The sequence below is a fragment of the Streptomyces sp. L7 genome (assembly GCF_050990935.1).
Classification (GTDB): Bacteria; Actinomycetota; Actinomycetes; order Actinomycetales; family Microbacteriaceae; genus Leifsonia.
In genome coordinates this window covers 1,820,507-1,843,801 of record NZ_CP194644.1, presented here as the reverse complement: position 1 = coordinate 1,843,801, position 23,295 = coordinate 1,820,507, and the positions used below count along the sequence as shown (strand labels likewise).

General features: G+C 71.4%; 21 protein-coding genes and 1 pseudogene. 14 read left to right on the top strand and 8 right to left on the bottom strand.

The annotated features are described in order from the left end of the window. Positions 1–20 precede the first annotated feature (20 nt). The 4 genes and pseudogenes from ACR5MH_RS09330 (at position 21) to ACR5MH_RS09315 (ending at position 4,350) form a co-directional block, all read left to right on the top strand. Entirely contained in the window at positions 21–1,457 is a 1,437-nt protein-coding gene (locus ACR5MH_RS09330; protein ID WP_431346978.1) for an NAD(P)H-quinone dehydrogenase, read from the top strand. A 17-nt stretch (positions 1,458–1,474) separates the two neighbouring features. After that, complete coding sequence (locus ACR5MH_RS09325; RefSeq protein WP_431346977.1) at positions 1,475–3,349, top strand: cation:proton antiporter; 1,875 nt, start codon at positions 1,475–1,477, stop codon at positions 3,347–3,349. A gap of 179 nt (positions 3,350–3,528) precedes the next feature. Next, a pseudogene (locus ACR5MH_RS09320) lies at positions 3,529–3,657 on the top strand (hypothetical protein); the annotation flags it as partial. A gap of 66 nt (positions 3,658–3,723) precedes the next feature. Next, the gene (locus ACR5MH_RS09315; protein WP_431349496.1) at positions 3,724–4,350 is read left to right on the top strand and encodes an endonuclease domain-containing protein; all 627 of its coding nucleotides are present in this window, start codon (positions 3,724–3,726) and stop codon (positions 4,348–4,350) included. A gap of 95 nt (positions 4,351–4,445) precedes the next feature. On the opposite strand, the gene ACR5MH_RS09310 is transcribed toward ACR5MH_RS09315, so the two are convergent. Both ACR5MH_RS09310 and ACR5MH_RS09305 read right to left on the bottom strand, forming a co-directional pair. Then, the gene (locus ACR5MH_RS09310) at positions 4,446–6,200 is read right to left on the bottom strand and encodes an acetyl/propionyl/methylcrotonyl-CoA carboxylase subunit alpha (protein ID WP_433862629.1); all 1,755 of its coding nucleotides are present in this window, start codon (positions 6,198–6,200) and stop codon (positions 4,446–4,448) included. A gap of 111 nt (positions 6,201–6,311) precedes the next feature. Next, positions 6,312–6,947 (bottom strand): Maf family protein, encoded by a 636-nt coding sequence (locus ACR5MH_RS09305; RefSeq protein WP_431349374.1) that lies wholly within the window; start codon positions 6,945–6,947, stop codon positions 6,312–6,314. A 24-nt stretch (positions 6,948–6,971) separates the two neighbouring features. Between ACR5MH_RS09305 and ACR5MH_RS09300 the strand changes: the two genes are divergently transcribed. Genes ACR5MH_RS09300 through ACR5MH_RS09285 form a run of 4 tightly spaced genes read left to right on the top strand, consistent with a single transcriptional unit; the run spans position 6,972 to position 11,259 of the window. Continuing rightward, complete coding sequence (locus ACR5MH_RS09300) at positions 6,972–8,261, top strand: class I SAM-dependent RNA methyltransferase (protein WP_431346975.1); 1,290 nt, start codon at positions 6,972–6,974, stop codon at positions 8,259–8,261. 40 nt (positions 8,262–8,301) lie between these two features. Further along, the gene (locus tag ACR5MH_RS09295; RefSeq protein WP_431346974.1) at positions 8,302–8,961 is read left to right on the top strand and encodes a response regulator transcription factor; all 660 of its coding nucleotides are present in this window, start codon (positions 8,302–8,304) and stop codon (positions 8,959–8,961) included. Then, positions 8,948–10,228 carry an ATP-binding protein gene (locus tag ACR5MH_RS09290; RefSeq protein ID WP_431346973.1) on the top strand — a complete coding sequence of 427 codons (1,281 nt, stop codon included), beginning with the start codon at positions 8,948–8,950 and terminating at the stop codon, positions 10,226–10,228. Before ACR5MH_RS09295 ends, ACR5MH_RS09290 begins: the two co-directional genes overlap by 14 nt. Continuing rightward, positions 10,225–11,259 carry a hypothetical protein gene (locus ACR5MH_RS09285; protein WP_431346972.1) on the top strand — a complete coding sequence of 345 codons (1,035 nt, stop codon included), beginning with the start codon at positions 10,225–10,227 and terminating at the stop codon, positions 11,257–11,259. Before ACR5MH_RS09290 ends, ACR5MH_RS09285 begins: the two co-directional genes overlap by 4 nt. A 418-nt stretch (positions 11,260–11,677) precedes the next feature. Here the strand turns inward: ACR5MH_RS09285 and ACR5MH_RS09280 are convergent, their stop codons facing one another. Further along, the gene (locus ACR5MH_RS09280; protein ID WP_431346971.1) at positions 11,678–11,932 is read right to left on the bottom strand and encodes an acyl-CoA carboxylase epsilon subunit; all 255 of its coding nucleotides are present in this window, start codon (positions 11,930–11,932) and stop codon (positions 11,678–11,680) included. Beyond that, positions 11,929–13,533 carry an acyl-CoA carboxylase subunit beta gene (locus tag ACR5MH_RS09275; protein WP_433862524.1) on the bottom strand — a complete coding sequence of 535 codons (1,605 nt, stop codon included), beginning with the start codon at positions 13,531–13,533 and terminating at the stop codon, positions 11,929–11,931. The genes ACR5MH_RS09280 and ACR5MH_RS09275 overlap by 4 nt, the downstream gene beginning before the upstream one ends. Before the next feature lie 85 nt (positions 13,534–13,618). Here ACR5MH_RS09275 and ACR5MH_RS09270 point away from each other — a divergent pair, with 85 nt between their 5' ends. Together ACR5MH_RS09270 and ACR5MH_RS09265 are read left to right on the top strand one after the other, a co-directional pair. Continuing rightward, positions 13,619–14,380, top strand: coding sequence for a biotin--[acetyl-CoA-carboxylase] ligase (locus ACR5MH_RS09270; RefSeq protein ID WP_431346970.1), 762 nt, complete (start codon positions 13,619–13,621; stop codon positions 14,378–14,380). Positions 14,381–14,388: 8 nt separating this feature from the next. Then, on the top strand, positions 14,389–14,937 hold the full coding sequence (locus ACR5MH_RS09265) for a PH domain-containing protein (RefSeq protein ID WP_431346969.1): 549 nt from the start codon (positions 14,389–14,391) through the stop codon (positions 14,935–14,937). On the opposite strand, the gene ACR5MH_RS09260 is transcribed toward ACR5MH_RS09265, so the two are convergent. Then, a complete protein-coding gene (locus tag ACR5MH_RS09260; RefSeq protein ID WP_431346968.1) occupies positions 14,899–15,504 on the bottom strand; it encodes a GtrA family protein in 606 nt (201 codons plus the stop codon). The two genes, ACR5MH_RS09265 and ACR5MH_RS09260, sit on opposite strands and share 39 nt — an antisense overlap. Positions 15,505–15,518: 14 nt before the next feature. Here ACR5MH_RS09260 and ACR5MH_RS09255 point away from each other — a divergent pair, with 14 nt between their 5' ends. The 4 genes from ACR5MH_RS09255 to ACR5MH_RS09240 all read left to right on the top strand — a co-directional run bounded on the left by ACR5MH_RS09255 (position 15,519) and on the right by ACR5MH_RS09240 (position 20,080). Beyond that, a complete protein-coding gene (locus ACR5MH_RS09255) occupies positions 15,519–16,763 on the top strand; it encodes a 5-(carboxyamino)imidazole ribonucleotide synthase (protein WP_433862523.1) in 1,245 nt (414 codons plus the stop codon). Positions 16,764–16,898: 135 nt separating this feature from the next. Next, entirely contained in the window at positions 16,899–17,402 is a 504-nt protein-coding gene (gene purE, locus ACR5MH_RS09250; protein ID WP_431346967.1) for a 5-(carboxyamino)imidazole ribonucleotide mutase, read from the top strand. Next, positions 17,399–18,763, top strand: coding sequence for an LCP family protein (locus ACR5MH_RS09245; protein ID WP_431346966.1), 1,365 nt, complete (start codon positions 17,399–17,401; stop codon positions 18,761–18,763). Before purE ends, ACR5MH_RS09245 begins: the two co-directional genes overlap by 4 nt. A gap of 93 nt (positions 18,764–18,856) precedes the next feature. Next, positions 18,857–20,080 carry an acyltransferase family protein gene (locus ACR5MH_RS09240; protein WP_431346965.1) on the top strand — a complete coding sequence of 408 codons (1,224 nt, stop codon included), beginning with the start codon at positions 18,857–18,859 and terminating at the stop codon, positions 20,078–20,080. Here ACR5MH_RS09240 and ACR5MH_RS09235 read toward each other — a convergent pair. The 3 genes from ACR5MH_RS09235 to rfbB are packed head-to-tail and all read right to left on the bottom strand — an operon-like array spanning position 20,061 to position 23,183. Beyond that, a complete protein-coding gene (locus ACR5MH_RS09235; RefSeq protein ID WP_433862522.1) occupies positions 20,061–21,335 on the bottom strand; it encodes a glycosyltransferase family 4 protein in 1,275 nt (424 codons plus the stop codon). The genes ACR5MH_RS09240 and ACR5MH_RS09235 overlap by 20 nt on opposite strands. Beyond that, positions 21,307–22,194, bottom strand: a complete 888-nt coding sequence (rfbD, locus tag ACR5MH_RS09230; protein ID WP_431346963.1) for a dTDP-4-dehydrorhamnose reductase — start codon at positions 22,192–22,194, stop codon at positions 21,307–21,309. The genes ACR5MH_RS09235 and rfbD overlap by 29 nt, the downstream gene beginning before the upstream one ends. After that, positions 22,194–23,183 carry a dTDP-glucose 4,6-dehydratase gene (gene rfbB, locus ACR5MH_RS09225; protein ID WP_185278264.1) on the bottom strand — a complete coding sequence of 330 codons (990 nt, stop codon included), beginning with the start codon at positions 23,181–23,183 and terminating at the stop codon, positions 22,194–22,196. Before rfbB ends, rfbD begins: the two co-directional genes overlap by 1 nt. Between the last annotated feature and the right edge of the window lie 112 nt (positions 23,184–23,295).

Sequence of the window (23,295 nt, the reverse complement as noted above, 5' to 3'; positions counted from 1 at the left end):
GATACGGAAGAATAAGGAGCATGGCCTATGAATTCGAGCGCAAGCAGCGGATCGCCGTCCTCGGCGGCGGACCGGGCGGTTACGAGGCGGCGCTCGCCGGCGCGCAGCTCGGCGCGGACGTCACGCTCGTGGAGCGCTCCGGAGTCGGCGGCTCGGCCGTCATCACCGACGTCGTCCCCTCCAAGAGCCTCATCGCCACCGCGGAGGCCACCAACTCCATCGCCGAGGCGACCGACCTCGGCGTCCAGTTCTTCTCGCGCGGCGAGAGCGGCAAGCCGGTCCGTCCCGAGATCGCGGTCAACCTCGCGGCGGTCAACAAGCGTCTGATGGGCCTCGCCCGCCAGCAGTCGGAGGACATGCGCGCCGAGCTCGTGCGCGCGGGCGTCCGCATCGTGACCGGCGAGGGCCGGCTGGACGGCGAGAACGCGATCATCGTGTCCACCGGCACCGGCGACTCCGGCACCGACTTCGACCGGGTGGAGGCCGACACGATCGTGATCGCGGTCGGCGCGAGCCCGCGCGTCCTGTCCTCCGCGGTCCCGGACGGCGAGCGCATCCTCACCTGGACCCAGCTCTACGACCTCGCCACCGTGCCCGAGCACCTGATCGTGGTCGGTTCCGGCGTCACCGGCGCCGAGTTCGCCTCCGCGTACACCGCCCTCGGCTCGAAGGTCACGCTGATCTCGTCGCGCGACCAGGTCCTGCCGGGCGAGGACGCCGACGCGGCCCGCGTCATCGAGAACGTCTTCAAGCGCAACGGCATGCAGGTGCTGTCGAAGTCCCGCGCCGAATCGGTGGTCCGCACCGAGAACGGCGTCGTCGCGACGCTGACCGACGGCCGCACGGTGGAGGGCAGCCACTGTCTGATGGCCGTCGGCTCCATCCCGAACACCGCGGGCATCGGCCTGGAGGAGGCCGGCGTGCAGCTCACGCCGTCGGGCCACATCCGGGTCAACCGGGTCGCGCGCACGTCCATCCCGAACATCTACGCGGCGGGCGACTGCTCCGACCTGCTGCCGCTGGCCTCCGTCGCCTCCATGCAGGGCCGCACCGCGGTCTTCCACGCGATGGGCGACGCGGTGAACCCCATCGAGCTGCGCAACGTCACCTCCAACATCTTCACCCAGCCGGAGATCGCGACCGTCGGCTGGAACCAGAAGCAGATCGAGGAGGGCATCGCGCAGGGCGACATCTACAAGCTCCCGCTGAAGTCCAACCCGCGCGCCAAGATGCTCGGCATCCGCGACGGCTTCGTGAAGCTGTTCGCGCGGACCGGGTCGGGTACTGTGATCGGCGGCGTGATCGTCGCGCCGCGGGCCTCCGAGCTGATCTTCCCGCTCGCGCTGGCGGTGGAGCACCGGCTCACGGTGGACCAGGTGGCGAGGGCGTTCACGGTGTACCCGTCGCTCTCCGGGTCGATCTCGGACGCCGCGCGGGCGATGCACATCGTGCTCTAGACAGGAGGCCACACCGGATGGAGGAGGTCCTGGTCGTCGGCGTCCTCGCCGTGCTGACCATCGCGGCCGCCACCGTCTACGGGCAGCGCTTCGGGGTGGCGTCGCCGCTCATCCTCGTCGTGGTCGGCATCCTGGTCTCGTTCCTGCCGTTCGTGCCGGTGCTGGAGGTCCAGCCGCAGTGGATCATCGCGGGCGTGCTGCCTCCGCTGCTCTACTCGGCGTCGGTGTCGATGCCGTCGATGAACTTCCGGCGGGAGTTCGGCGCGATCGGCGGCCTCTCGGTGGTGCTGGTGATCGTGAGCTCGGTGCTGCTCGGGCTCTTCTTCGCCTGGGTCATCCCGGGCCTCGGGCTGGCGTGGGGCGTGGCGCTCGGCGCGATCGTCAGCCCGACCGACGCGGTCGCGACCGGGATCGTCAAGCGCGCGGGTGTCTCGCCGCGCGTCGTCGCCATCCTGGAGGGCGAGAGCCTCCTCAACGACGCCACCGCGCTCGTGCTGCTGCGGGCGGCGGTCGCGTCGGCGGCGGTGGCCTCCTTCACGATCGGCGCTGTGACGCTGTCGTTCCTCTACTCCGTGGTCGTCGCGGTGGTCTTCGGCTGGGTCGTCGGGCGGCTGAACCTGGTCGTGCGGGCGCGGGTCAAGGACGCGACGGTCAACACGGTGCTGTCGTTCACGGTGCCGTTCCTGGCCTCCATCCCGGCCGAAGCGTTGGGCGCTTCGGGGCTGGTCGCGGCGGTGGTGGCCGGGCTGATCACCGGCAGCCGCGGGCCGCGGGTGCTGTCGCCGGAGCACCGGCTGTCGGACACCCAGAACTGGCGGACGGTCGAGCTCGTGCTGGAGGGCATGATCTTCCTGACGATGGGCCTGGAGCTGTTCGGCATCGTCCAGAAGGTGCAGAGCGACCACTCCGGCGTGCTGCCTGCGGTCGGCATCGCCGCGGCCGCGCTGCTGCTCACCCTGGTGGTGCGGGCCGCGTTCGTGGCGCCGCTGCTGGCGCTCCTGGCCCGCCGCGGGCGCCGGCGTGAGCGGATGCGTCCGGCGCTGACCAAGCTGCAGGAGCGGCTGGAGGACCCGGAGGCCGCGCGGCGGCTGCTCGAGCAGGGGCCGCCGCCAGCGGACGCGGCGGTCGCGCTGCCGGAGGGCGCGGACCCGTCGGAGGACCCGGAGGCCCACGCGGACGTGCTGGCCGCGGACCCGGCGATCGCGCACGCGGAGGTGGCGAAGGTCGCCGGCGTCCCGGAGGCCGCGGCCGTCACGCGAGACCGGCTCGGGGCACCGTCGGGCTGGCGCGGTCGGCTGATCCGCCGGCAGCGCCGGCGGCAGCGGACCTGGACGGTCGAGAACATCGCCCGGTTCGGCACCCGGCTGCGGCGGGTGCTGGCGGACATCGACTACTTCACCGGGACGCCGCTCGGCTGGCGCGAGGGCACTGTCGTCGTCTGGGCCGGGATGCGCGGGGCCGTCACGGTCGCCGCCGCGCAGAGCCTCCCTTCGGACACGCCGGGGCGCTCGGTGCTCGTGCTCATCGCGTTCCTGGTCGCGGCCGGGTCGCTGCTGCTGCAGGGCGGGACGCTCGGGCTGGCCCTGCGCGTGGTGAAGCCGACGGCCTCCGACCCGCAGGCCGAGAGGGAGGAGCGCCGGCGGCTCCTGGAGCTGCTGCACGACGCCGGGCAGGCGGTGCCGCTGCCGGAGACCGCCGAGCGGACGCCCGAGGCGTTCCACCAGCACAAGTCCGCGCGGCTGAAGCGCATCCGCGCCCAGCGGGACGCGCTGCTCGACGCCCGCGACGACGGCACCTTCAGTGCCGACGTGCTCGCCGGCGCCCTCAGCAACCTCGACGCCGACGAGATCAGCATCGACCTCAAAGGCGACCCCACCGAAGCCACCGGCTAGCCACGCTGTCGCCACCGGAGGACACCTGCCCTCCGGTAGCCCCGATCTCCTCCGTTGACTGCGAATCCCGGGCGTGTCGTTGCGAATCTCCTCCCCTCCCAACACAGCGGCCGAAGCGAGTTCTCCACAGATCGGGCCAGCGTCGGACACGCGAGCGGATCGTTCTGGAGTGTGGAGGGATGAGCTGGCACAGGGTACTTCGTGAACGGGGCGGGGCGGCGACGCGGCGGGAGTTGCGGAGCGTCACTGATCGCGCGCTGACGACGGCGGTGGATGAGGGAAGGCTTCGGCGGCCGAGGCGCGGGGTCTATGCGTTGCCGGAGCTATCGCGTGAGGCGCTGGCGGCGCTTGCCGCCGGCGGGAAGTTGTCGTGCGTGTCGGCGGCGAGGAGCTATGGGCTGTGGGGAGGCCAGGACGGCCGGCTGCATCTGAGCGTCCACCCGCACGCGGGGCGAGTTGCCGACGACGCTGTGCGGCACTGGGGTGCGTGCGACGAGCATCCCGAGCTGTGGCGGGTCTCTCTGGCGGACTGCCTTCGGTCGGTGGTCGATTGCGCGGACGAGGAGACCGCGGTCGCGGTCCTCGACACTGCGCTATCCGCGCGGATTGTCACCATGATCGGGCTGCGAGGAGTCTTCGCGGCGAGCGCCCCTCATGCCAGAGCGGTGGCGGCACGCGCCCGACCCGGATCCGACTCCGGCGTGGAGTCGATTCTCCGCCAACGACTCACCGCCCGCGGTCACGTCGTCGAACAGCAGGTGGCGGTGCCCGGAGTGGGCCGCGTGGATGCCCGGATCGACGGCCTCCTGTTCGTGGAGATCGACGGGTACGCGTTCCACTCGGGCAGGGAGGCGTTCGAACGGGACCGTGCCAGGGACACTGCGCTCGCCCTCCTGGGTGCGCGACGGCTGCGCTTCCCGGCTCGGGATGTCCTGGGGGACGCCGATGCCGTCGTCGCCGTGATCGAGGGTGTGCTGGCAACGGAGGAGTTCCGCGCGTGAAGGACCCGGAATCGCAGCCAACGGAGGAGATCGGGGCCCGGGGAGGGGGATCTCCTGCGTTAGCTGCGGAAGACAGGGTGGGGACGGGAGGTGGGTTAGAGGATGTTGAGGAGGAGGTGGCCGGAGGAGACGGTCTCGCCGACGGTGGCGTTGATGCCGGCGACGGTGCCGTCCTTGTGGGCGGTGAGGGGCTGCTCCATCTTCATGGCCTCCAGCACCAGCACCAGGTCGCCCTTGACGACCTCGTCGCCGTCGGCGACCGCGACCTTCACGACGGTGGCCTGCATGGGCGCGGTGACCGAGTCGCCCGTCGCGGTGTCGACCGCGTGCGCGCCGGAGCGGCGGCGGGGGGCGGGAGCGGCGGGCTCCGCCGGGCCGCCGCCGCTGAGCAGGCGCGCGGGCAGCGACACCTCGATGCGCTTGCCCTCGACCTCGACCACGACGTTGCTGCGGCGCTCGGCGGCGCCGGTCGCGCCCAGCTCGCCGGCCCACGGCTCGACGCCGCCGGCCCACTCGGTCTCGATCCAGCGGGTGTAGATGGAGAACGGCTCGCCGTCCTGCGGGGCGAAGGCGGGGTCGCGCACGATCGCGCGGTGGAAGGGCAGCACGGTCGGCAGGCCCGCCACCTCGAACTCGTCCAGGGCGCGGCGGGAGCGCTCCAGCGCTTCCTCGCGGCTGGCGCCGGTCACGATGAGCTTCGCGAGCATGGAGTCGAACGCGCCGGAGATCACGTCGCCCGCCTGGATGCCGCTGTCGACGCGGACGCCGGGGCCGCCCGGGGCCTTGAAGACGTGCACGGGCCCAGGGGAGGGGATGAAGTTGCGGCCGGCGTCCTCGCCGTTGATGCGGAACTCGAAGGAGTGGCCCCGCGGCGCCGGGTCGGCGTAGTCGAGCTCGCCGCCCTCTGCGAGGCGGAACTGCTCGCGCACGAGGTCGATACCGGTGACCTCCTCGGAGACGGGGTGCTCGACCTGGAGGCGGGTGTTGACCTCCAGGAACGACACGGTGCCGTCCTTGCCGATGAGGAACTCGCAGGTGCCGGCGCCCTGGTAGCCGACCTCCTTGAGGATGGCCTTCGACGCGCTGTAGAGCTTGTCGAGCTGCTCCGGGGTGAGGAACGGCGCGGGCGCCTCCTCGACCAGCTTCTGGTGACGGCGCTGCAGCGAGCAGTCGCGGGTGGAGACCACGACGACGTTGCCGTAGGCGTCCGCGAGGCACTGCGTCTCGACGTGGCGCGGCTGGTCGAGGTACTTCTCGACGAAGCACTCGCCGCGACCGAATGCGGCGATGGCCTCGCGGGTGGCGGAGTCGAAGAGTTCGGCGACCTCGTCGCGGGTGCGGGCGACCTTGAGCCCGCGTCCGCCGCCGCCGAACGCCGCCTTGATGGCGACCGGGAGGCCGTGCTCGTCCACGAAGTCGAGGACCTCGGCCGCGTCGGCGACCGGGTTGAGGGTGCCGGGCGCGAGCGGAGCGCCGACCTTCTCGGCGACGTGGCGGGCCGACACCTTGTCGCCGAGGCGCTCGATGGCTTCCGGCGACGGGCCGATCCAGGTCAGGCCGGCGGCGATGACGGCGCGGGCGAAGTCGGCGTTCTCGGCGAGGAATCCGTAACCGGGGTGCACGGCGTCGGCGCCGGAGCGGCGGGCGACCGAGAGGATCTTGTCGATGACCAGGTAGGTCTCGGCGCTGGTCGTGCCCTCGAGGGCGTACGCCTCGTCGGCGAGCCGGACGTGCAGGGCGTCCCGATCCTGGTCGGCATAGACGGCGACAGAGGCGATTCCGCTGTCTTTCGCGGCACGGATGACGCGGACGGCGATCTCGCCGCGGTTGGCGATGAGGACCTTCGAGATACGGGGCACAATTCCCTAGCCTATTGCGGGAGCCGAACCAGCTTTTGGTCGATCCCCACAAAAAAGCATTTGCGCCACGTCAGAGAGTCGACAAATGGCCGTGGATCCGGATCATGCCCGGTTCCACAACTCCGTCCACTCGACGCCCAGCCGGCGCACCAGGTCACGCAGGGTGGACAGCGAGAGACCGACGACGGTGCTGGGGTCGCCGTCCACGCGGGCGATGAACGGGCCGCCGAGGCTGTCGATGGTGAACGCGCCGGCGACCTCCAACGGCTCACCGCTCGCCACATAGGCGTCGATCTCGGCGTCGGTGACGTCGGCGAAGGTGACCGAGGCGACCGCCGTCGCGCCGACCGCGCCGTTCTCCCGCCCGTCGCGGTGGTCGATCAGCCAGTGCCCCGAGTGGAGCATGCCGGTGCGGCCGCGCTGCTGCAGCCAGCGCTCGCGCGCGACCTCGGGGAGGTGCGGCTTGCCGTGGATGTGCCCGTCGATCGCGAACGCCGAGTCGCCACCGAGGATGAGGCCGTCGATCGGCTTCCCGTGCAGCGTGCCGCGCACGGCCTCCGCCTTGAGCCGCGCGAGGAGCTGCACCATCGCCTGCGGCGAGAGCGGCCCGTGCTCGGCCTCCGCCGCCGCGACGGCTGCCGGCTCGTCCACGTGGGACGGCACCACGATCGGTTCGACGCCGGCCGCCCGCAGCAGCGCGAGGCGGGCGGGGGAGGTGGAGGCGAGGTAGAGGCGCATGGTCACCTGTGGGATGCTCGATGGATGCCCCAGAAGGACGAGGTCGAACTCGACATTATCAATGTCGCGCACGGCGGCGTGTTCGTCGCCCGCCACGAGGGCCGCGTGGTCTTCGTGCCCGACACCATCCCGGGGGAGCGGGTCCGCGCCCGTGTCGCCGACCGCGCGCACGACCGGTTCTGGCGCGCGGAGCTGCTGGAGGTGCTGGAGCCGGCGGCCGAACGGCGGGAGCACGTCTGGGGCGCGGCGTCGGTGCGCCGGGCACCCGGGCAGCGCGCCGGCGGCGCGGAATTCGGCCACATCCGGCTCGACCACCAGCGCGAGCTCAAGCGGCGCGTGATCGTGGACGCGCTCGAGCGCACCGCGAAGCTCGACGCCGACGCCATCGAGGCACTCGGAGCGGGTGCGGGCCCGGTCGTGGAGGCCGTCGCCGGCGAGACCGACGACGGCACCGGCTGGCGCACGCGCGTCCGCCTGCAGGTGGGCGAGGACGGAACGATCGGGCCGTACGCCGCCCGGACGCACACCATCGTCCCCGTCTCCGACCTCCCGCTGGCGACGGCGGCCGTCGAGGCGTCGACTCCATTCGGCCAGCGCTTCCCCGGCGCGGAGTCGGTCGATGTCGTCGCGACCGGCGCCGGCGCGACCCACGTGCTCGTCAACGACCTCCCCGAACGCCGCGGCAAGCGGCTGATCCGGCCGCGCCGCCGCCCGGTGCCGATCCGCGAGCGGGTGGGCGAGCGCGAGTTCCGGCTCGACGCGCGCGGGTTCTGGCAGGTGCACCGCCAGGCGGCCGCGACGCTCACGGAGGCGGTGCGCTCCGCGGTGGACGAGGCCCTGTTCGACCCGCGCGCCGCGAACCTCGACCTCTACGGCGGCGTCGGCCTCCTCGCCGCCGCGCTCGGGGACCGGTTCGGCTCCACCCTCCGCATCACCTCGGTGGAGGCGGACGAGGCCGCGACCGACGACGCCGCCGAGAATCTGGCCGAGTGGGTGGGAGCCAGCGCCGTGACCGCGCGGGTGGAGCGCTTCGTCACCGGCCTGGCCGCGGAGGCCACCGTCGCCGAGCGCGCCCGGTTGCGCGCGGCCACCGTCGTGCTCGATCCGCCGCGCTCCGGCGCCGGACGGGAGGTCGTCGAGGCCATCGCCTCCATGCGCCCCGCCCAGGTCGTCTACGTCGCCTGCGACCCCGTCGCCCTCGCGCGCGACCTCGCCTTCTTCGCCGAGCGCGGCTACCCTTTGCGCGCTCTGCGGGCCTTCGATCTGTTCCCGAACACTCACCACGTGGAGGCCGTCGCCACGCTGGCCCCGTGATCGCCCGGAATACATGTACTCGCGCACTACGATGGTCAGCATGGTGCGAGTGGCAATCGTCGACGATCACGAGTCCGTGCGGCTCGGGCTCAAAGCGGCCTGTCAGGACGCGGGCTACGAAGTGGTGGTCACGGCGGCGACGGTGGACGGCTTCGTTCAGCAGCTCGGCACGCGCGAGTGCGATGTCGTCGTGCTCGACCTGTCGCTCGGCGACGGCTCCAAGGTGACCGACAACGTCAAACGCGCGCAGGCCACCGGCGCCGCCGTGCTCGTCCACAGCATCGCCGACCGGGTCGCGAGCGTGCGGGAGGCGCTCGCCGCGGGCGCCGCGGGTGTCATCCCCAAGTCCTCGCCGACCACCACCGTCATGAACGCGATCGAGACGGTCGCGCGCGGCGACGTGCTCAACAACCTCGAGTGGGCCACCGCGATCGACGCGGACAGCGACTTCGCGAAGGCCCAGCTCGGCCGCAGGGAGCGCGACGTGCTCCACCTCTACGCGTCCGGCCTGCCGCTCAAGGCGGTCGCCGCCCAGCTCGGCATCGCCAACTCGACGGCGCGCGAGTACCTCGACCGCATCCGCGTGAAGTACGTGGAGGTCGGCCGTCCGGCCCCGACGAAGGTGGACCTTCTGCGTCGCGCGGTCGAGGACGGCATCCTGCCCGGGCTCGACCCCGACACGGGCAATGAGCGCGCCTAGCGTCCAGCGCTCCGCCTCCGGAGCACCCCTCGAGACCGCCAAGCCGCGGAACCCGCTCAGCAGAGCCAGGATCGAGCGGATCTCGGACCGCACGGTGTCGGCGTTCGGCCTCGTCTTCGGGCTGCAGACCTTCCCCACCGCGCTCGGGCAGCTCGGCGCGCTGCGCAGTCCGTGGGGCCTCATCGTCCTGGTGGTGATCTTCGGCGGCCTCGCGTTCACGGTGCTGCTGGCGATCTTCGCGCAGCGCTTCGTGAAGGTCACGATGGGTGTGCTGTCGGTCGTCTACTTCGCCGCGATCGTGACCTGGCCGCTGCTCGCGTCCGACCCGACGGCGTTCGCGTCGGACAAGCCGTGGGTCTGGTTCCTCTGCTCGGTCTTCACCGCGTTCGCCGCCGTCGCCTACCCGCTGTGGCTGGCCATCGCCTACACGGTCGTGACCCCGATCGCCTACGGCATCGTGCGCGCGCTTCCCGCGGGCGGGGGAGTCGGCGTCGAGTTGGCCGGGCTGGACGCCGTCTACGCGATCATCCTCGGAGGTGTCATCCTCGCCATCATCGCGATGATGCGGCAGGCGGCGACCGCCGTCGACGTCGCTCAGAGCCAGGCGCTGGCCAAGTACGGCAACGCGGTCCGCCAGCATGCGACCGAGGTGGAGCGCGTGCAGGTCGATGCGATCGTGCACGACAGCGTGCTGACCACGCTGCTGTCGGCCGCGAGCGCCCGCACGCAGGAGCAGAAGGACCTCGCCGCGCGGATGGCCGCCGACGCGATCGGCCACCTGCACGCCGCGGAGGCGTCCGGTCCGGAGGACCAGACCCAGGTCGGCGTCGAGCAGCTCTCCGACCGATTGGTGACGGCGGCGCGGGCGTTCTCGTCGCCGTTCGAGGTGGACGCGCGTGACCACGACGAGCTGCACAGCCTCCCCGTCAACGTCGCGGAGGCCGTCTACTCCGCGGCCGTGCAGGCGATGGTCAACAGCATGCAGCACGCCGGCGGCGACGAGGTGCGGCGGAGCGTGGTCGTCCGCGGTGGCGAGCACGGTGCGGCGGTCCGCGTGACCGTGACCGACAACGGCCGCGGCTTCGACGCCGACGAGGTTCCGGCCGAGCGGCTGGGCCTGCGGGTGAGCATCCGCGAACGGCTGGCGAAGGTCGGCGGCCGCGCGAGCGTCGAGTCCGCGCCGGGCCAGGGCACCACGGTGACCATCGTCTGGCCCGCGGGCGAGCACGGCTCGATCGTGGAGCGCGAGCAGGAGGCCGCCGGATGATCACCCTCAACCGCGTGCTGTTCCTCGGCCTGGGAGCACTGTTCTCGGCCTACCACCTGTTCCTCGCGCTGTCGTCGCTCTCGATCCCCGGGTCCCCGGGACCGGCCATCGTCGCGATGGCCCTGTACGCGGTCGCCACCGTGATCAGCCTGTGGCCGACGAGCCCGACCAAGATGCCGCTGTGGCTCGCGGCGTTCGACCTCGCCGTGTGCGTGGTCATCCCGATCCTGGTCACGAGCGAGCTGAACCCGGCGAAAGACAACGGCTACGCGACCTGGTACGTCGCGGCGGTGGGCACGCTGATGACGATCGCCGCCGTGCGCCGCCAGCAGTTCGTGGCGTGGGTCGGCGTCGGCTTCCTGGCCGTGCAGACGGTCGTCTGGGCGGGGCTCGGCGCGCTCGCCGGGCTGGGCGTCATCGGATCGGTCGTCTGGGTCGGCGTCGCCGTCGTCATCTCCGGCTCGCTCGCTAAGGCTGGCCGCGACGCCCTCCAGTTCGCCCGGGCGGAGCGGGAGGCCACCGAGTGGCAGGCTGCGCAGGAGGCGCACGTCATGGAGCGCCAGCTCCGGCTGCGGCAGACCTACCGCGTGGCCGCGCCGATGCTCGCCGAGATCGTGCGTCGCGGCGGTGACCTCACTGAAGCGGAGCGGCGCGAGTGCCGCTATCTGGAGGGCGCCATCCGCGACGAGATCCGCGGCCGCCGCCTGCTCAACGACGACGTGCGCCGGGAGGTCATGGACGCCCGCCGTCGCGGCGTCGTCGTGAGCCTGCTCGACGAGGGCGGGATCGACGACCTCGACCAGAGCGGACTGGAGACGGTGCTGCGCCGTCTCGCGGACGCCATCCGCGGCACCACGACGGACAAGCTGATCGTGCGGACGGTGCCACGCTCGTCCAAGACCGCCGTGACGGTGGTGGGCCTCCGGATGTCCGACGACGGCGCCGCCAACGCGCTGGGCGCGGAGTCGGAGGACGACGAGGTCGACCTCTGGCTGGAGATCCCGCGCCCGCTGGTCGACGTCGTCGCCTGAGCCGTGGCCGAGGGGCACGTAAGCGCCCTTCTTCCGCGCGTCTGGGGGGCGTTTACGTGGCCCTCGGCGACGGACGACAGGGGTTAAAGAGATGAAAGGGGCCGACACCCGAATTTGTCGGCCCCTTTTCAAACCCCGAGTCAGGACGACAACCCGAATATCGTCCTGACTCGCCCCCAAAGCACTCGCCCGCTTACCCTAGTCGGCGAGTGATTGGCGGTGTAACTCACGAGGAGAGACACCTAGCAATAACAATATTGTCGCCAGGGCCGATAAATACATAGTCGTCATTTTGGGGGACCCTGGGGGACACTGCGCGAGTCCCGCGGGCCGGCGGTGGCGGATTGTCGCGTGTCCCGCGTGTGGGGGACACTCCGACCGGGGTACAAAACCGGTTTCGGGGTACGCCGGGCGAGCGTCAGCCCGAGAACGACCGCCACGCGCCGGCCCCCGGCGTGAGGGGCTTGCGGAGGCCGCGCTGCGTGCGCTCCCAGCCGTCCGGTCCGCGCTGGGGCCGGGCGTCCCGCGCCGCCGCAGCGGCCTCCGCCGCGGCCGTCGCGAGAACGGCGGTGACCGCGGCGATCTCCTCGGGCGTCACGCCCTTCGTGAGGAAACGCAACTGCGACGGGTCGAGCGGGGACGGTCCGGCCGACGCTGCGTGCGCGCCGGTCACAGCGGGATGTTCCCGTGCTTCTTCGGCGGCAGCGACGCGCGCTTGGTGCGCAGCGCCCGCAGCGCCTTGATGACCGAGATGCGCGTGGCGGCCGGCTCGATCACCCCGTCCAGCTCGCCGCGCTCGGCCGCGAGGAACGGGCTGGCGACGTTGTAGGTGTACTCGCTGGCCAGGCGGGCGCGCACGGCGGCGACGTCCTCGCCGGCCTCCTCCGCGCGCTTGATCTCGCCGCGGTACAGGATGTTGACCGCGCCCTGGCCGCCCATGACCGCGATCTCGGCGGTCGGCCAGGCGAGGTTCAGGTCGGCGCCGAGCTGCTTGGAGCCCATGACGATGTAGGCGCCGCCGTAGGCCTTGCGGGTGATGATCGTCACCAGCGGCACGGTGGCCTCCGCATACGCGTAGAGCAGCTTCGCGCCGCGCCGGATGACACCCGTCCACTCCTGGTCGGTGCCGGGCAGGTAGCCGGGCACGTCGACCAGTGTGAGGATCGGGATGCTGAACGCGTCGCAGAAGCGCACGAACCGCGACGCCTTCTCGCCCGCGTCGATGTTGAGCGTGCCGGCCATCGAGCTCGGCTGGTTGGCGACGATGCCGACCGAACGGCCCTCCACCCGGGCGAAGCCGATCACGATGTTCGGCGCGAACAGCGGCTGGATCTCCAGGAACTCGCCGTCGTCTACGATTCCTTCGATGATCGTGGTCACGTCGTACGGCTGGTTGGGGGAGTCCGGGATGATCGTGTCGAGCCGGCCGTCGGCGTCGGTGATCTCCAGCTCCGGCTCGGCCTCGAACACCGGCAGCTCGGCCAGGTTGTTCTGCGGCAGGTAGCTGAGCAGGGTGCGCGCGTAGTCGAGCGCGTCCTCCTCGTCGCTCGCGAGGTAGTGCGAGACGCCGGAGATCTTGTTGTGGGTGAGCGCGCCGCCGAGCTCCTCGAACCCGACGTCCTCGCCCGTGACGGTCTTGATCACGTCGGGGCCCGTGACGAACATGTGGCTCGACTTGTCGACCATGATCACGAAGTCGGTGAGGGCGGGGGAGTACACCGCGCCGCCCGCCGCCGGGCCCATCACGATGGAGATCTGCGGGATGACGCCGGAGGCCGCGGTGTTGCGGCGGAAGATCTCGCCGTACTTGCCGAGTGCGACCACGCCCTCCTGGATGCGGGCGCCGCCGGAGTCGAGGATGCCGATCATCGGCACGCCGGTCTTGAGCGCGTGGTCCATGACCTTGATGATCTTCTCGCCCGCGACCTCGCCGAGGCTGCCGCCGAAGATGGTGAAGTCCTGGCTGAAGACCGCGACGTTGCGGCCGTGGATGGTGCCGACGCCGGTGACGACCGCGTCGCCGTAGGGCCGCTTGGCCTCCATGCCGAACGCGTGGGTGCGGTGGCGGACGAACTCGTCGAACTCCACGAACGAGCCCTGGTCGAGGAGCAGGTCGATCCGCTCGCGGGCGGTCAGCTTGCCCTTCGCGTGCTGCTTCTCGATCGCAGCCTGGCCGCTCGCGGTCACGGCCTCGTGGAACCGCTCCTTGAGGTCGGCGAGCTTGCCGGCGGTCGTGAAGGGGTCGGGGGTCTGACGTGCTTCGGTGTCGGTCACGCCGTTCACTCTACCTGCCGGCCGAACGGCGATGCCGTCTACGGATTCCTACAAATCCGCACGTGTTCGCTGGCAGAATTGAGCAATGAACTTCCGTCGCAGCCGGGCTGTCGTCCCCGTCCTCGAGGTGCTGCCGGAGGCCGCATCCACCAACGACGTGCTCCAGGCGCGCGCTGGAGACCTGCCCGACCTCGCCGTGGTCGTCACCGACAACCAGACGGGCGGCCGCGGCCGGCTCGGCCGGGTCTGGGTGTCGCCTCCCGGCAAGGCGCTGGCGATCTCGGTGCTGCTGCGGCCGGAGGGCCTCGGCCCTGAGGCGCTCGGCTGGTTCCCGCTCCTGGCGGGGGTCGCGATGAGCCGCGCGCTCTCCGGCTTCACCAGCCGGGAGGTCGCGGTCAAGTGGCCGAACGACGTGCTGATCGAGGAGGCCAAGGTGTGCGGCATCCTCTCCGAGCTGCTGCCGGGCATGGACGGCGTGATCGTCGGCGCCGGGGTGAACCTGACGCTGCAGCACGACGAGCTGCCGACCCCGACCTCCACCTCGCTCGCCGTGGCCGGCGCGAGGGACATCGACCCGGACGCGGTGCTGGCGGCCTACCTCACCCAGCTCAGCGTGCTCTACCGGGAGTTCGTGGCCGCGGGCGGCGATCCGCTTCGCAGCGCCCTGCGCGACGAGGTCGTGGAGGCCTGCCACACGATCGGCCGCTCGGTGCGCGTCGAGCTCCCCGGCGGCGACGTGCTGCTCGGCACCGCGACGTCGATCGACGAGTCCGGCCGGCTGATCGTGGAATCGGATGACGGTCCCACGGCGGTGGCGGCGGGCGACGTGACGCACCTGCGGTATTAATGGGACACATGAGCAGTTCGCCGGAGGGTACGCCCGCGCCGCCTCCCGAGCGGGTCATCGCCCGCCTGAGGTCGAACGCGCGCGCCATGTTCTGGCCGAGCCTCGCCCTGATCGCCGCGGCCGGCGGCATCGGCTTCTTCGCCGGACGAATCTCCGAGGTGTGGGAGGTCGTGCTGCTGTGGAGCGCGGCGGCCGCCGTCGTCCTCCTGCTGTTCCTGCTCCCGCTCGCCGTCTGGCTGAGCCGGCGCTACACGATCACCACGCGCCGGCTGATCATCCGGCACGGTTTCTTCGTGCGGGTGCGCCAGGAGCTGCTGCACAGCCGCGGCTACGACGTCGCCGTGCGCCGCTCCTGGCTCCAGAGCATGTTCCGGTCCGGGGACGTGCGGATCAACTCCGGGCTCGACCACCCGGTCGTGCTGCGGGACGTGCCGAAGGCCGATCAGGTGCAGCGCGCGCTGAGCGAGCTGATGGAGCGAACGCAGACCGTCGTGGCGGTGCGCCGGCAGCAGTCGGAGTCAGTCTCCGACGAGACGACCGTCTGGGGTTCGCGCTAGCGTCGAGCCCGTCGTGGCGGCCGGCTCGGGCACGGTGAGGACGGTCGTCGCCGGCCGAGCTGCCGTGTTCCGGGTCCCCGCTGTCCGGGCCTCCGCGTTCCGGGCCTTCGCCTCCGCGCGGGCGGGCGAGTACACCCACCAGCGGTAGAGAGCGAAGCGGAACAGCATGCCGATCGCGAGGCCGACGACGTTCGCCGAGATGTTGTCGGCGAACGGGTTCGCCAGCCCGAGCAGGTAGTGCGAGACCCACACGCAGACCAGCGGGATGCCGGTCCCGGTGACGAGGCTGACGGCGAAGAACTCGACGCCCTCCCGCGCGGCGTTGTCCTGGCGCTGGCCGGAGAACGCCCAGTAGCGGTTGCCGATCCAGTTCGTCAGGATGGCGATGACCGTCGCGATGATCGTGGAGTAGATCGTCGCGTGCTGCACATTGCGCAGCACGATCAGCAGCATCACGTTGAAGACGACGAGATTGACGCCGAAGCCGACGGCGCCCACCGCGCCGAACTTGATCAGCTGCGGGAGGATGCGCGCCGTGCGGCGCGCTGCGGTCGTCTCGGTCGTCATGCTCCAGCCTGGCTATGCGGGAAGATAGGAGTGCGTTCGCCACACTACGCGGCCCGGGTGTCCGGTATCTGGGAGTTGCCCGCGCACCGTGTGAAGAGTATCGAGGAGAGACATCGGAGATGGCCAGGAACAAAGTCGGTGTGATCGGCGGCGGACAGTTGGCTCGGATGATGATTCCTCCGGCGGTGGAGCTCGGCATAGACATCCGCGTGCTGGAGGAGGCCGAGGGGATGAGCGCCGACCTGGCCGCGACCGGCGTCGGCGACTACCGCGACCTCGACACCGTGCTCGCGTTCGCCGAGACGGTCGACGTCGTGACCTTCGACCACGAGCACGTGCCGCCGGCGATCCTGCGTGAGCTGGTCGGCCGCGGCATCCCCGTGCACCCCGGTCCCGACGCGCTGCTCTACGCGCAGGACAAGCTGCAGATGCGCGCCAAGCTCAGCGAGCTGGGCCTCCCGGTGCCGGACTGGGCCGCGGTGGAGTCCGCCGAGGAGCTCGGCGCGTTCCTCGCCGACCACGGCGGCCGGGCGGTCGTGAAGACGGCGCGCGGCGGCTACGACGGCAAGGGCGTGCGTGTGGTGTCGGAGGCGTCCGGCGCGGACGACTGGTTCCTGGCGCTCGCCGAGGACGGCCGCGGCGGCGCGCTCCTGGTGGAGGAGCTGGTGGAATTCCGCCGCGAGCTGGCGCAGCTCGTCGCGCGCCGCCCGTCCGGTGAGATCGCCGCGTGGCCGGTGGTGGAGACGGTGCAGCGCGACGGCGTCTGCGCCGAGGTGATCGCCCCGGCCCCGGGTTCGGTCGGCCGCGTGGCGCGGGTCTCCGCCGATATCGCCCGCCATGTCGCAGAGGGTCTCGGTGTCACCGGTGTGCTCGCCGTGGAGATGTTCGAGACCACCGACGACAGGGTGCTGATCAACGAGCTGGCCATGCGCCCGCACAACAGCGGCCACTGGTCGATCGAGGGCGCTCTCACGAGCCAGTTCGAGCAGCACCTGCGCGCCGTCCTCGACCTCCCGCTCGGCTCGACCGAGCCTCGCCAGGAGTGGTCGGTCATGGTGAACATCCTCGGCGGCCCGGAATCGGGCACGCTGCAGGACCGCTACCCTGCAGCACTGGCGGCGCACCCGGAGGCGAAGTTCCACGGCTACGGCAAGGCCCCGCGGCCCGGCCGCAAGGTGGGGCACGTGACCGTCGGCGGCGACGACCTCGACGACGTCGTCTACCGGGCGCGAGCTGCGGCGGCCTTCTTCGAAGGCTGAGCAGGAGATCCGGCCCGACACGCCCGGGCTCCTCCTGCGCAATCGCATCCGGAAGGAGATTCCGCCCGAATTTCCTTCCCGCCGTGCGGCGGGCCGCACCCGCCGACCCCGCACCCCGCACCTATCCTGGTTCCCATGCCCGCACAGTCCAAGCCCGTGGTGTCCGTGATCATGGGCTCCGACTCCGACTGGTCGGTGATGCAGGAGGCCTCCACAGCGCTCACCGAGTTCGGTGTCGCGCACGAGGTGGAGGTCGTCTCCGCGCACCGCACGCCGGAGAAGATGATCGCCTTCGGCCAGGAGGCCGCCGGGCGCGGCGTGCGCGTCATCATCGCCGGCGCGGGCGGGGCGGCACACCTGCCCGGGATGGTCGCGGCTGTCACCACGCTCCCGGTCATCGGCGTGCCGGTGCCGCTCGCGCGGCTCGACGGTCTCGACTCACTGCTGTCGATCGTGCAGATGCCCGCGGGCGTCCCCGTCGCCACCGTCTCCATCGGCGGCGCCCGCAACGCCGGGCTGCTCGCCGTCAAGATCCTCGCCACCTCCGACCCGGAGCTGTCCGACGCCCTGACGCGTTTCGCCGCCGATCTCGAGGCGAGCGTGGAGGAGAAGAACCGGGCGCTGCAGTCCCGGCTATGACCGCGGCGACCCCGCTCCGCTACCCGAACGCGTCGTCGCCGGGGGAGATGACGGCGCGCGGCTGGTGGCTCGTCGGCCTCAACATCGTGCTGCCCGGCACGCCCCAGCTCGTCGCCGGCAACCGGATGCTCGGCCGCGTCGGCATCCTCTCGACCCTGCTGCTGTGGATGCTCGGGATCGTGGCGCTCGTCCTCCTGATCGTGTCGCCGTCGTCGCTCTACACGTTCGCGACCCAGGCCGGGAGTCTCACGGTCGTCCAGCTCCTGCTCATCGCCTACGCCCTCCTCTGGGCGGTGCTGACGCTCGACACCCTGCGGCTCGTCCGGCTGGTCAGAGCGCGGGCCGAGATGCGCGGCTGGATCGCCGCGTTCTCGGTGCTCGTGCTGGTCGGACTGGCCGGCACCGCGGCCTACGGATCGGCGGTCGCGGGCTCGGCACGCGGCGCGCTCGGCGACATCTTCGCCGACAGCGCCCCCGTCGCCCCGGTGGACGGCCGGTACAACATCATGCTGCTCGGCGGCGACGCCGGACCCGACCGCCAGGGGCTGCGCCCGGACAGCATGTCGATCGTCAGCATCGACGCGAGCACGGGGAAGGCCGTCACCGTGGGCCTCCCGCGCGACCTGAACCCCGTGCCGTTCTCCGCGAAATCGCCGCTCCGGACCGCCTACCCGGACGGCTACGGCTACCACGACAAGTGCGACGTCGACGTCTGTCAGCTCAACTCCATCTACACCGAGGTCGAGCTCTACAAGCCGGACCTGTACCCGGACGCGAAGAAGCAGCAGAGCGAGCCGGGGATCGAGGCGATGCGGGACGCGATGGAGGGTGCGACCGGGCTGACCATCCAGTACTACGTGCTCATCGACATGCAGGGCTTCGCCACCCTGATCGACGCGCTCGGCGGGGTCGACATCACCGTGACCGAGAAGGTGCCGATCGGCGGCGACGAGAACCTCAACGGCGTCGTGGAGTGGATCCAGCCCGGCACGCACCACCTGGACGGCTATCACGCCCAGTGGTACGCGCGAGCGCGGCACGGCACGAGCGACTACGACCGGATGGCGCGCCAGCGGCAGCTGCAGGACGCGATCCTCACGCAGTTCAACCCGCTCAACGTGGTCACCAAGTTCCAGGACATCGCCCAGGCGGGCGTGCAGGTGATGAAGACCGACATCCCGCAGTCGATGCTCGGCTACTTCGTCGACCTCGGGATGAAGACGCGCGCACAGCCGGTCGACAAGCTGGAGCTCGTGCCTCCCGCGATCGACCCCGCGAAGCCGGACTACGCGCACATCCACCAGCTCGTGAAGACGGCGCTGACACCGCCGACGTCGACGCGCACCCCGTCCGGAGGCTGAGCGCGGCCTCCCAGGTGTCCCCTGAACAGGTCACAGGAAGCCCCCAGGGCCCGCCGGTACCGTCGCCCGCCTATGACGGGTACAGGTGGAAGTGTGGACCAGAAGACGCGGACAAGAGACAGTGCACGCCTGACAGCCCTCGACGGGCTCCGCGGACTCGCGGCGGTCGTCGTCCTCTTCCACCACGCGCTCTATACGAACCCCGATTTCCCCGGCGCGCCGGGCGGCGGCCACGCCCCCGCCGGCTCCTTCATGTGGTGGATCAGCTACACGCCGCTCAAGCTGGCCTCCGCCGGTGTGGAGTCGGTGATCGTGTTCTTCGTGCTGTCCGGGCTGGTGGTGACGCTGCCGGTGGTGCGCCGGCGCGGTTTCGACTGGGTGGCCTACTTCCCGCGCCGCGTGGTGCGGCTCATGGTGCCGGTCGCGGCGTCGGTCGTGCTCGCCGCGGCGTGGGTCGCCGCCATCCCGCAGGTGAGCACGCAGCCGAGCGGGACGTGGCTCAGCAACTCGTCGACCCCGAACTTCTCGTGGGAGTACATCGTCAAGGCGATCGACCTCCTGGGCGGGGACGGCCAGATCAACAACCCGCTGTGGTCGCTGCGCTGGGAGCTCGCCTTCTCGCTGCTGCTGCCGGTGTTCGCGATCGCGGCGCTCGCCGTGCGCAAGTGGTGGATCGGCGGCCTGGCGCTGGCCTGCGCGCTGACCTGGCTGGGCGCGCACGCCGGGTCGGGGGAGCTGCAGTACTTCCCGGCGTTCTTCGTCGGCGCGGTCATCGCGGTACGCCTCGACGTCGTCCGCGACAGCGCCGCGCGGATCAACACCCGCTGGTTCCGTCACCCCCTGTGGGCCGCGGTCACCGTCGGCAGCGCGCTGCTGCTCATCGCGCCGTGGCTCGTCGGGCCGGGCGTGGGGAGCATCCCCGAGCTCGACAATGTGCTGAAGGGGCTCGTCCCGCTGGCGGCGGCAGGCCTCGTGGTCGCCGCGGTCGGCTGGACTCCGCTGCGCGTGGTGTTCGAATCGCGTCCGCTGCAGTTCCTCGGCGCGATCTCCTTCAGCCTGTACCTGGTGCACGTGCCGATCATCCTGTTCAGCACGTACCTGTTCGCCGGACAGGCGTGGTACGTGCCGCTGCTGTTCGCCCTCCCGCTGGCGGTGCTGGTCGCGGTCGGTTTCACCTGGCTGATCGAGAAGCGCAGCCACGGCTGGTCGAAGGCGGCCGGCGAGTGGGCAGCGGCGCGGTACCGCGCCTGGTTCGGCCGCGAGGACGAGGCCGAGGCCGCCGACCGCGAGGCCGCCGTCACGTCCACGCGCGCCTGACCACGAACACATTCGTCACGAATCGCTTGGCGCACATTCGTGACGAATCGCGGGATTGCGGCGCGCTTTCGCGACATTCGTGACGAATCGCGCGGGGGCGCGGGCCGTCAGAGGTCGGCGTGCAGCGCCCAGACGCGCTCGGCGGAGTCGCGCCAGCTGAAGGCGCGGGCACGGTCGGACGCGAGAACGCCGAGGCGGCCGCGCAGGTCGCCGTCGTCGAGGACGCGGCCGATCGCGCCGGCGAGGCGCTCGCTGTAGCCGGCGTCGTCCTCGGGGAGGCCGGCCGCTCCACGACCAGGCTCGCGCCGGCGGCGACCTCCACCAGGGCCGGGTCGTCGGAGTGGACGACCGGGAGGCCGAACTTGAAGGCCTCCACGATCGGGAGGCCGAAGCCCTCGGCCAGGCTCGGGTAGACGAACAGCGTGGCGCGGTCGAGCACGACCGCGAGGTCGGCGTCGTCCAGCCGGCCGAGGGCGCGCACGCGGTCCTCCGGCAGGCCGGCCGCAGCGGCCACACCGGTCGCGGTGCCGTCCCCGTAGCGGTCGGGCCCGGCGATGAGCAGCGGGATGTCGTGCGACTCGGGCCGGGCGACGGCGCGGATGAGCGGTGCGATGCCTTTGCGCGGCATGATCGAGCCCAGCGTGAACGCGTACACCGGCGGCAGGCCGAGCCGGGCAGCGCGCTCGTCGGCGTCGGCCGGGAGCCGCAGCGTCGTCGCGGGGGCGCCGCCGATGACCCGGATGCGGTCCCCGAAGTCGAGGGACTCGGCGAGGCTGTTCGCGACCGCGTGCGTGGGCACCACGATCGCGTCGGCGTGCTTGCGGGCGCGCTTGGCCATCGACTTCGTCCACATCACCGTGGTGGCGCCGAGCGACTCCGGATGCGTCCAGGCGAGCGCGTCGTGGATCGTCACGGCGACCTGGTCGCCGTCGTTCAGGGTGTCGTGCTTGCGCAGCGGGGCGAGGAGGCTCGGCGCGTGCACCATCCCGCGCACGCCGCCCACGGCGATGCCGGACTGCCAGGCGAGCGTGAGCTCGCGGCGGGCGAGCGGGAGCCGCACCAGGTCGGCGAGCCCGGGAAGGGCCGCGCGCAGCTCGTCGAGCTGCTCGTCGGGGACATTGGACACGTACGCACGCACTTCGCAGCCCGCCGGCGCGGTGGCGATCAGCTGACGGGTCAGCTCCTCGGTGTACCGGCGGACTCCGCCGGTCTCGGTCGAGGTGAGCTCATCGACCACCACGCTGAGTGTCGTCATTCGTCTCCAGGTCCAGGACTCCCTGCCGTGCGGCGTCTGCCAGGGCGGCCTCCCACGACCGCATGGGCGTCAGTCCGGCCTTCGCCCAGGCCCCGTGCGCGAGCACGGAGTAGGACGGTCGGGGTGCGGGACGGACGAACGTCGCGCTGTCGGTCGGTGTGACCCTATCAGGGTTCAATCCGGCGGCGCTGAAGACCGCCTTCGCGAACTCGAACCAGCTCGCCTGGCCCGAATTCGTGCCGTGGTAGACCCCGGCGGGGGCGTCGGACTCCAGCAGCGCGACGATCTGCGCGGCGAGGTCGCCGGTCCACGTCGGCTGGCCGAGCTGGTCGGCGACGACGCTCACGGTCTCGTGGCTGCCGGCCAGCTTCACCATCGTCCGCGCGAAGTTCGCGCCGCCCGCGCCGTACAGCCACGCGGTGCGCACGACGTAGGTGCCGTCCGGGTGCGCCGCCAGCGCGAGCTCCTCGCCCGCCGCCTTGGTGCGGCCGTAGGCGTTGATCGGGTCGCGCGGTGTGTCCTCGGCGTAGGGCGCGGCGGCGTGGCCGTCGAACACGTAGTCGGTGGAGACCGTCACGTAGCGCGCCCCGGTCGCCGCGGCGGCGACGGCGAGGTTCTCGGTGCCGAGCGCGTTGATCGCGTAGGCCTCGTCCTCGTGCGTCTCGGCGTCGTCCACCTTGGTGTACGCGGACGCATTGACGACGGCGTCGTGACCGGCGGCCGCGGCGACAGCCGCGTCGCGGTCGGTCACGTCGAGCTCGGCGCGGCCGAGCGCCGTCACGTCGTGCCCGCGCTCTGCCAGGGCCTTCCGGAGGTCCTGGCCGAGCTGGCCGTTCGCGCCGGCGACGAGGACGCGCATCAGTTGTCCAGGGCGGCGCGGGCCTTGAGCGGCTCCCACCAGTCGCGGTTGTCGCGGTACCACTGCACCACGTCGGCGAGACCCTGCTGGAAGGGCACCAGCGGCTCGTAGCCGAGCTCGTTCTGGATCTTGGAGATGTCGACCGAGTAGCGCAGGTCGTGGCCGAGGCGGTCGGCGACGCGGTCGACGTACGACCAGTCCTTGCCGGTGGCGTCGAGCAGCAGCTGGGTGAGCTCCTTGTTGGTGAGCTCGGTGCCGCCGCCGATGTTGTAGATCTCGCCCGCGCGGCCGTTCACGAGCACCATGGCGATGCCGCGGGTGTGGTCGTCGACGTGCAGCCAGTCGCGGATGTTGTTGCCCTCGCCGTAGAGCGGGACGTGCTTGTCGTCGATCAGGTTGGTGACGAAGAGCGGGATGACCTTCTCGGGGAAGTGGTACGGCCCGTAGTTGTTCGAGCAGCGCGTGATCGACAGGTTGAGCCCGTGCGTGCGGAAGTAGCTGCGGGCGAGGAGGTCGCTGCCGGCCTTGGACGCCGAGTACGGCGAGTTCGGCTCCAGCGGGCGGTCCTCCGCCCACGAGCCTTCCGCGATCGAGCCGTAGACCTCGTCGGTGGAGACGTGCACGAACCGCTCGACCTTGTTGCGCAGCGCCGCGTCGAGGAGCTGCTGCGTGCCGAGGACGTTGGTCTCCACGAAGATCGAGGCATCGCGCACCGAGCGGTCGACGTGCGACTCGGCGGCGAAGTGCACCACGGCGTCGATCGTCGGGAACAGCTCGTCCAGCAGGCCGCCGTCGCGGATGTCGCCCTTGATGAAGGTGTAACGCGGGGAGTCGGCGACCGGGGCGAGGTTGGCCAGGTTGCCCGAGTAGGTCAGTGCGTCGAGGACGACGACCTCGGCGCCCTCCAGGCCCGGGTAGGCGTCCTGCAGGGTGCGACGGACGAAGTTGGAGCCGATGAACCCGGCGCCACCGGTGACGAGAATCTTCATGAGTGAGAAAAGGCCTTCGATCGAATGAGAAAGTCGCGTCCGATCATACCGACAGCACCTCCGGGAGACCTGGCCGTTTGATCTCGGCACCGGCTGCTGGCATATTTGAGCC

Excerpts from the sequence above, each read along its gene's own strand:
- rfbB (WP_185278264.1), bottom strand. The coding sequence starts at position 23,183 with ATGAAGATTCTCGTCACCGGTGGCGCCGGGTTCATCGGCTCCAACTTC.
- ACR5MH_RS09305 (WP_431349374.1), bottom strand. The coding sequence starts at position 6,947 with ATGCGCCTCTACCTCGCCTCCACCTCCCCCGCCCGCCTCGCGCTGCTG.
- ACR5MH_RS09270 (WP_431346970.1), top strand. The coding sequence starts at position 13,619 with ATGAACTTCCGTCGCAGCCGGGCTGTCGTCCCCGTCCTCGAGGTGCTG.
- ACR5MH_RS09285 (WP_431346972.1), top strand. The coding sequence starts at position 10,225 with ATGATCACCCTCAACCGCGTGCTGTTCCTCGGCCTGGGAGCACTGTTC.
- ACR5MH_RS09300 (WP_431346975.1), top strand. The coding sequence starts at position 6,972 with ATGCCCCAGAAGGACGAGGTCGAACTCGACATTATCAATGTCGCGCAC.
- ACR5MH_RS09265 (WP_431346969.1), top strand. The coding sequence starts at position 14,389 with ATGAGCAGTTCGCCGGAGGGTACGCCCGCGCCGCCTCCCGAGCGGGTC.
- ACR5MH_RS09255 (WP_433862523.1), top strand. The coding sequence starts at position 15,519 with ATGCGGGAAGATAGGAGTGCGTTCGCCACACTACGCGGCCCGGGTGTC.
- ACR5MH_RS09290 (WP_431346973.1), top strand. The coding sequence starts at position 8,948 with ATGAGCGCGCCTAGCGTCCAGCGCTCCGCCTCCGGAGCACCCCTCGAG.
- ACR5MH_RS09260 (WP_431346968.1), bottom strand. The coding sequence starts at position 15,504 with ATGACGACCGAGACGACCGCAGCGCGCCGCACGGCGCGCATCCTCCCG.
- ACR5MH_RS09295 (WP_431346974.1), top strand. The coding sequence starts at position 8,302 with ATGGTGCGAGTGGCAATCGTCGACGATCACGAGTCCGTGCGGCTCGGG.
- rfbD (WP_431346963.1), bottom strand. The coding sequence starts at position 22,194 with ATGCGCGTCCTCGTCGCCGGCGCGAACGGCCAGCTCGGCCAGGACCTC.
- purE (WP_431346967.1), top strand. The coding sequence starts at position 16,899 with ATGCCCGCACAGTCCAAGCCCGTGGTGTCCGTGATCATGGGCTCCGAC.
- ACR5MH_RS09330 (WP_431346978.1), top strand. The coding sequence starts at position 21 with ATGGCCTATGAATTCGAGCGCAAGCAGCGGATCGCCGTCCTCGGCGGC.
- ACR5MH_RS09325 (WP_431346977.1), top strand. The coding sequence starts at position 1,475 with ATGGAGGAGGTCCTGGTCGTCGGCGTCCTCGCCGTGCTGACCATCGCG.
- ACR5MH_RS09245 (WP_431346966.1), top strand. The coding sequence starts at position 17,399 with ATGACCGCGGCGACCCCGCTCCGCTACCCGAACGCGTCGTCGCCGGGG.
- ACR5MH_RS09235 (WP_433862522.1), bottom strand. The coding sequence starts at position 21,335 with ATGACGACACTCAGCGTGGTGGTCGATGAGCTCACCTCGACCGAGACC.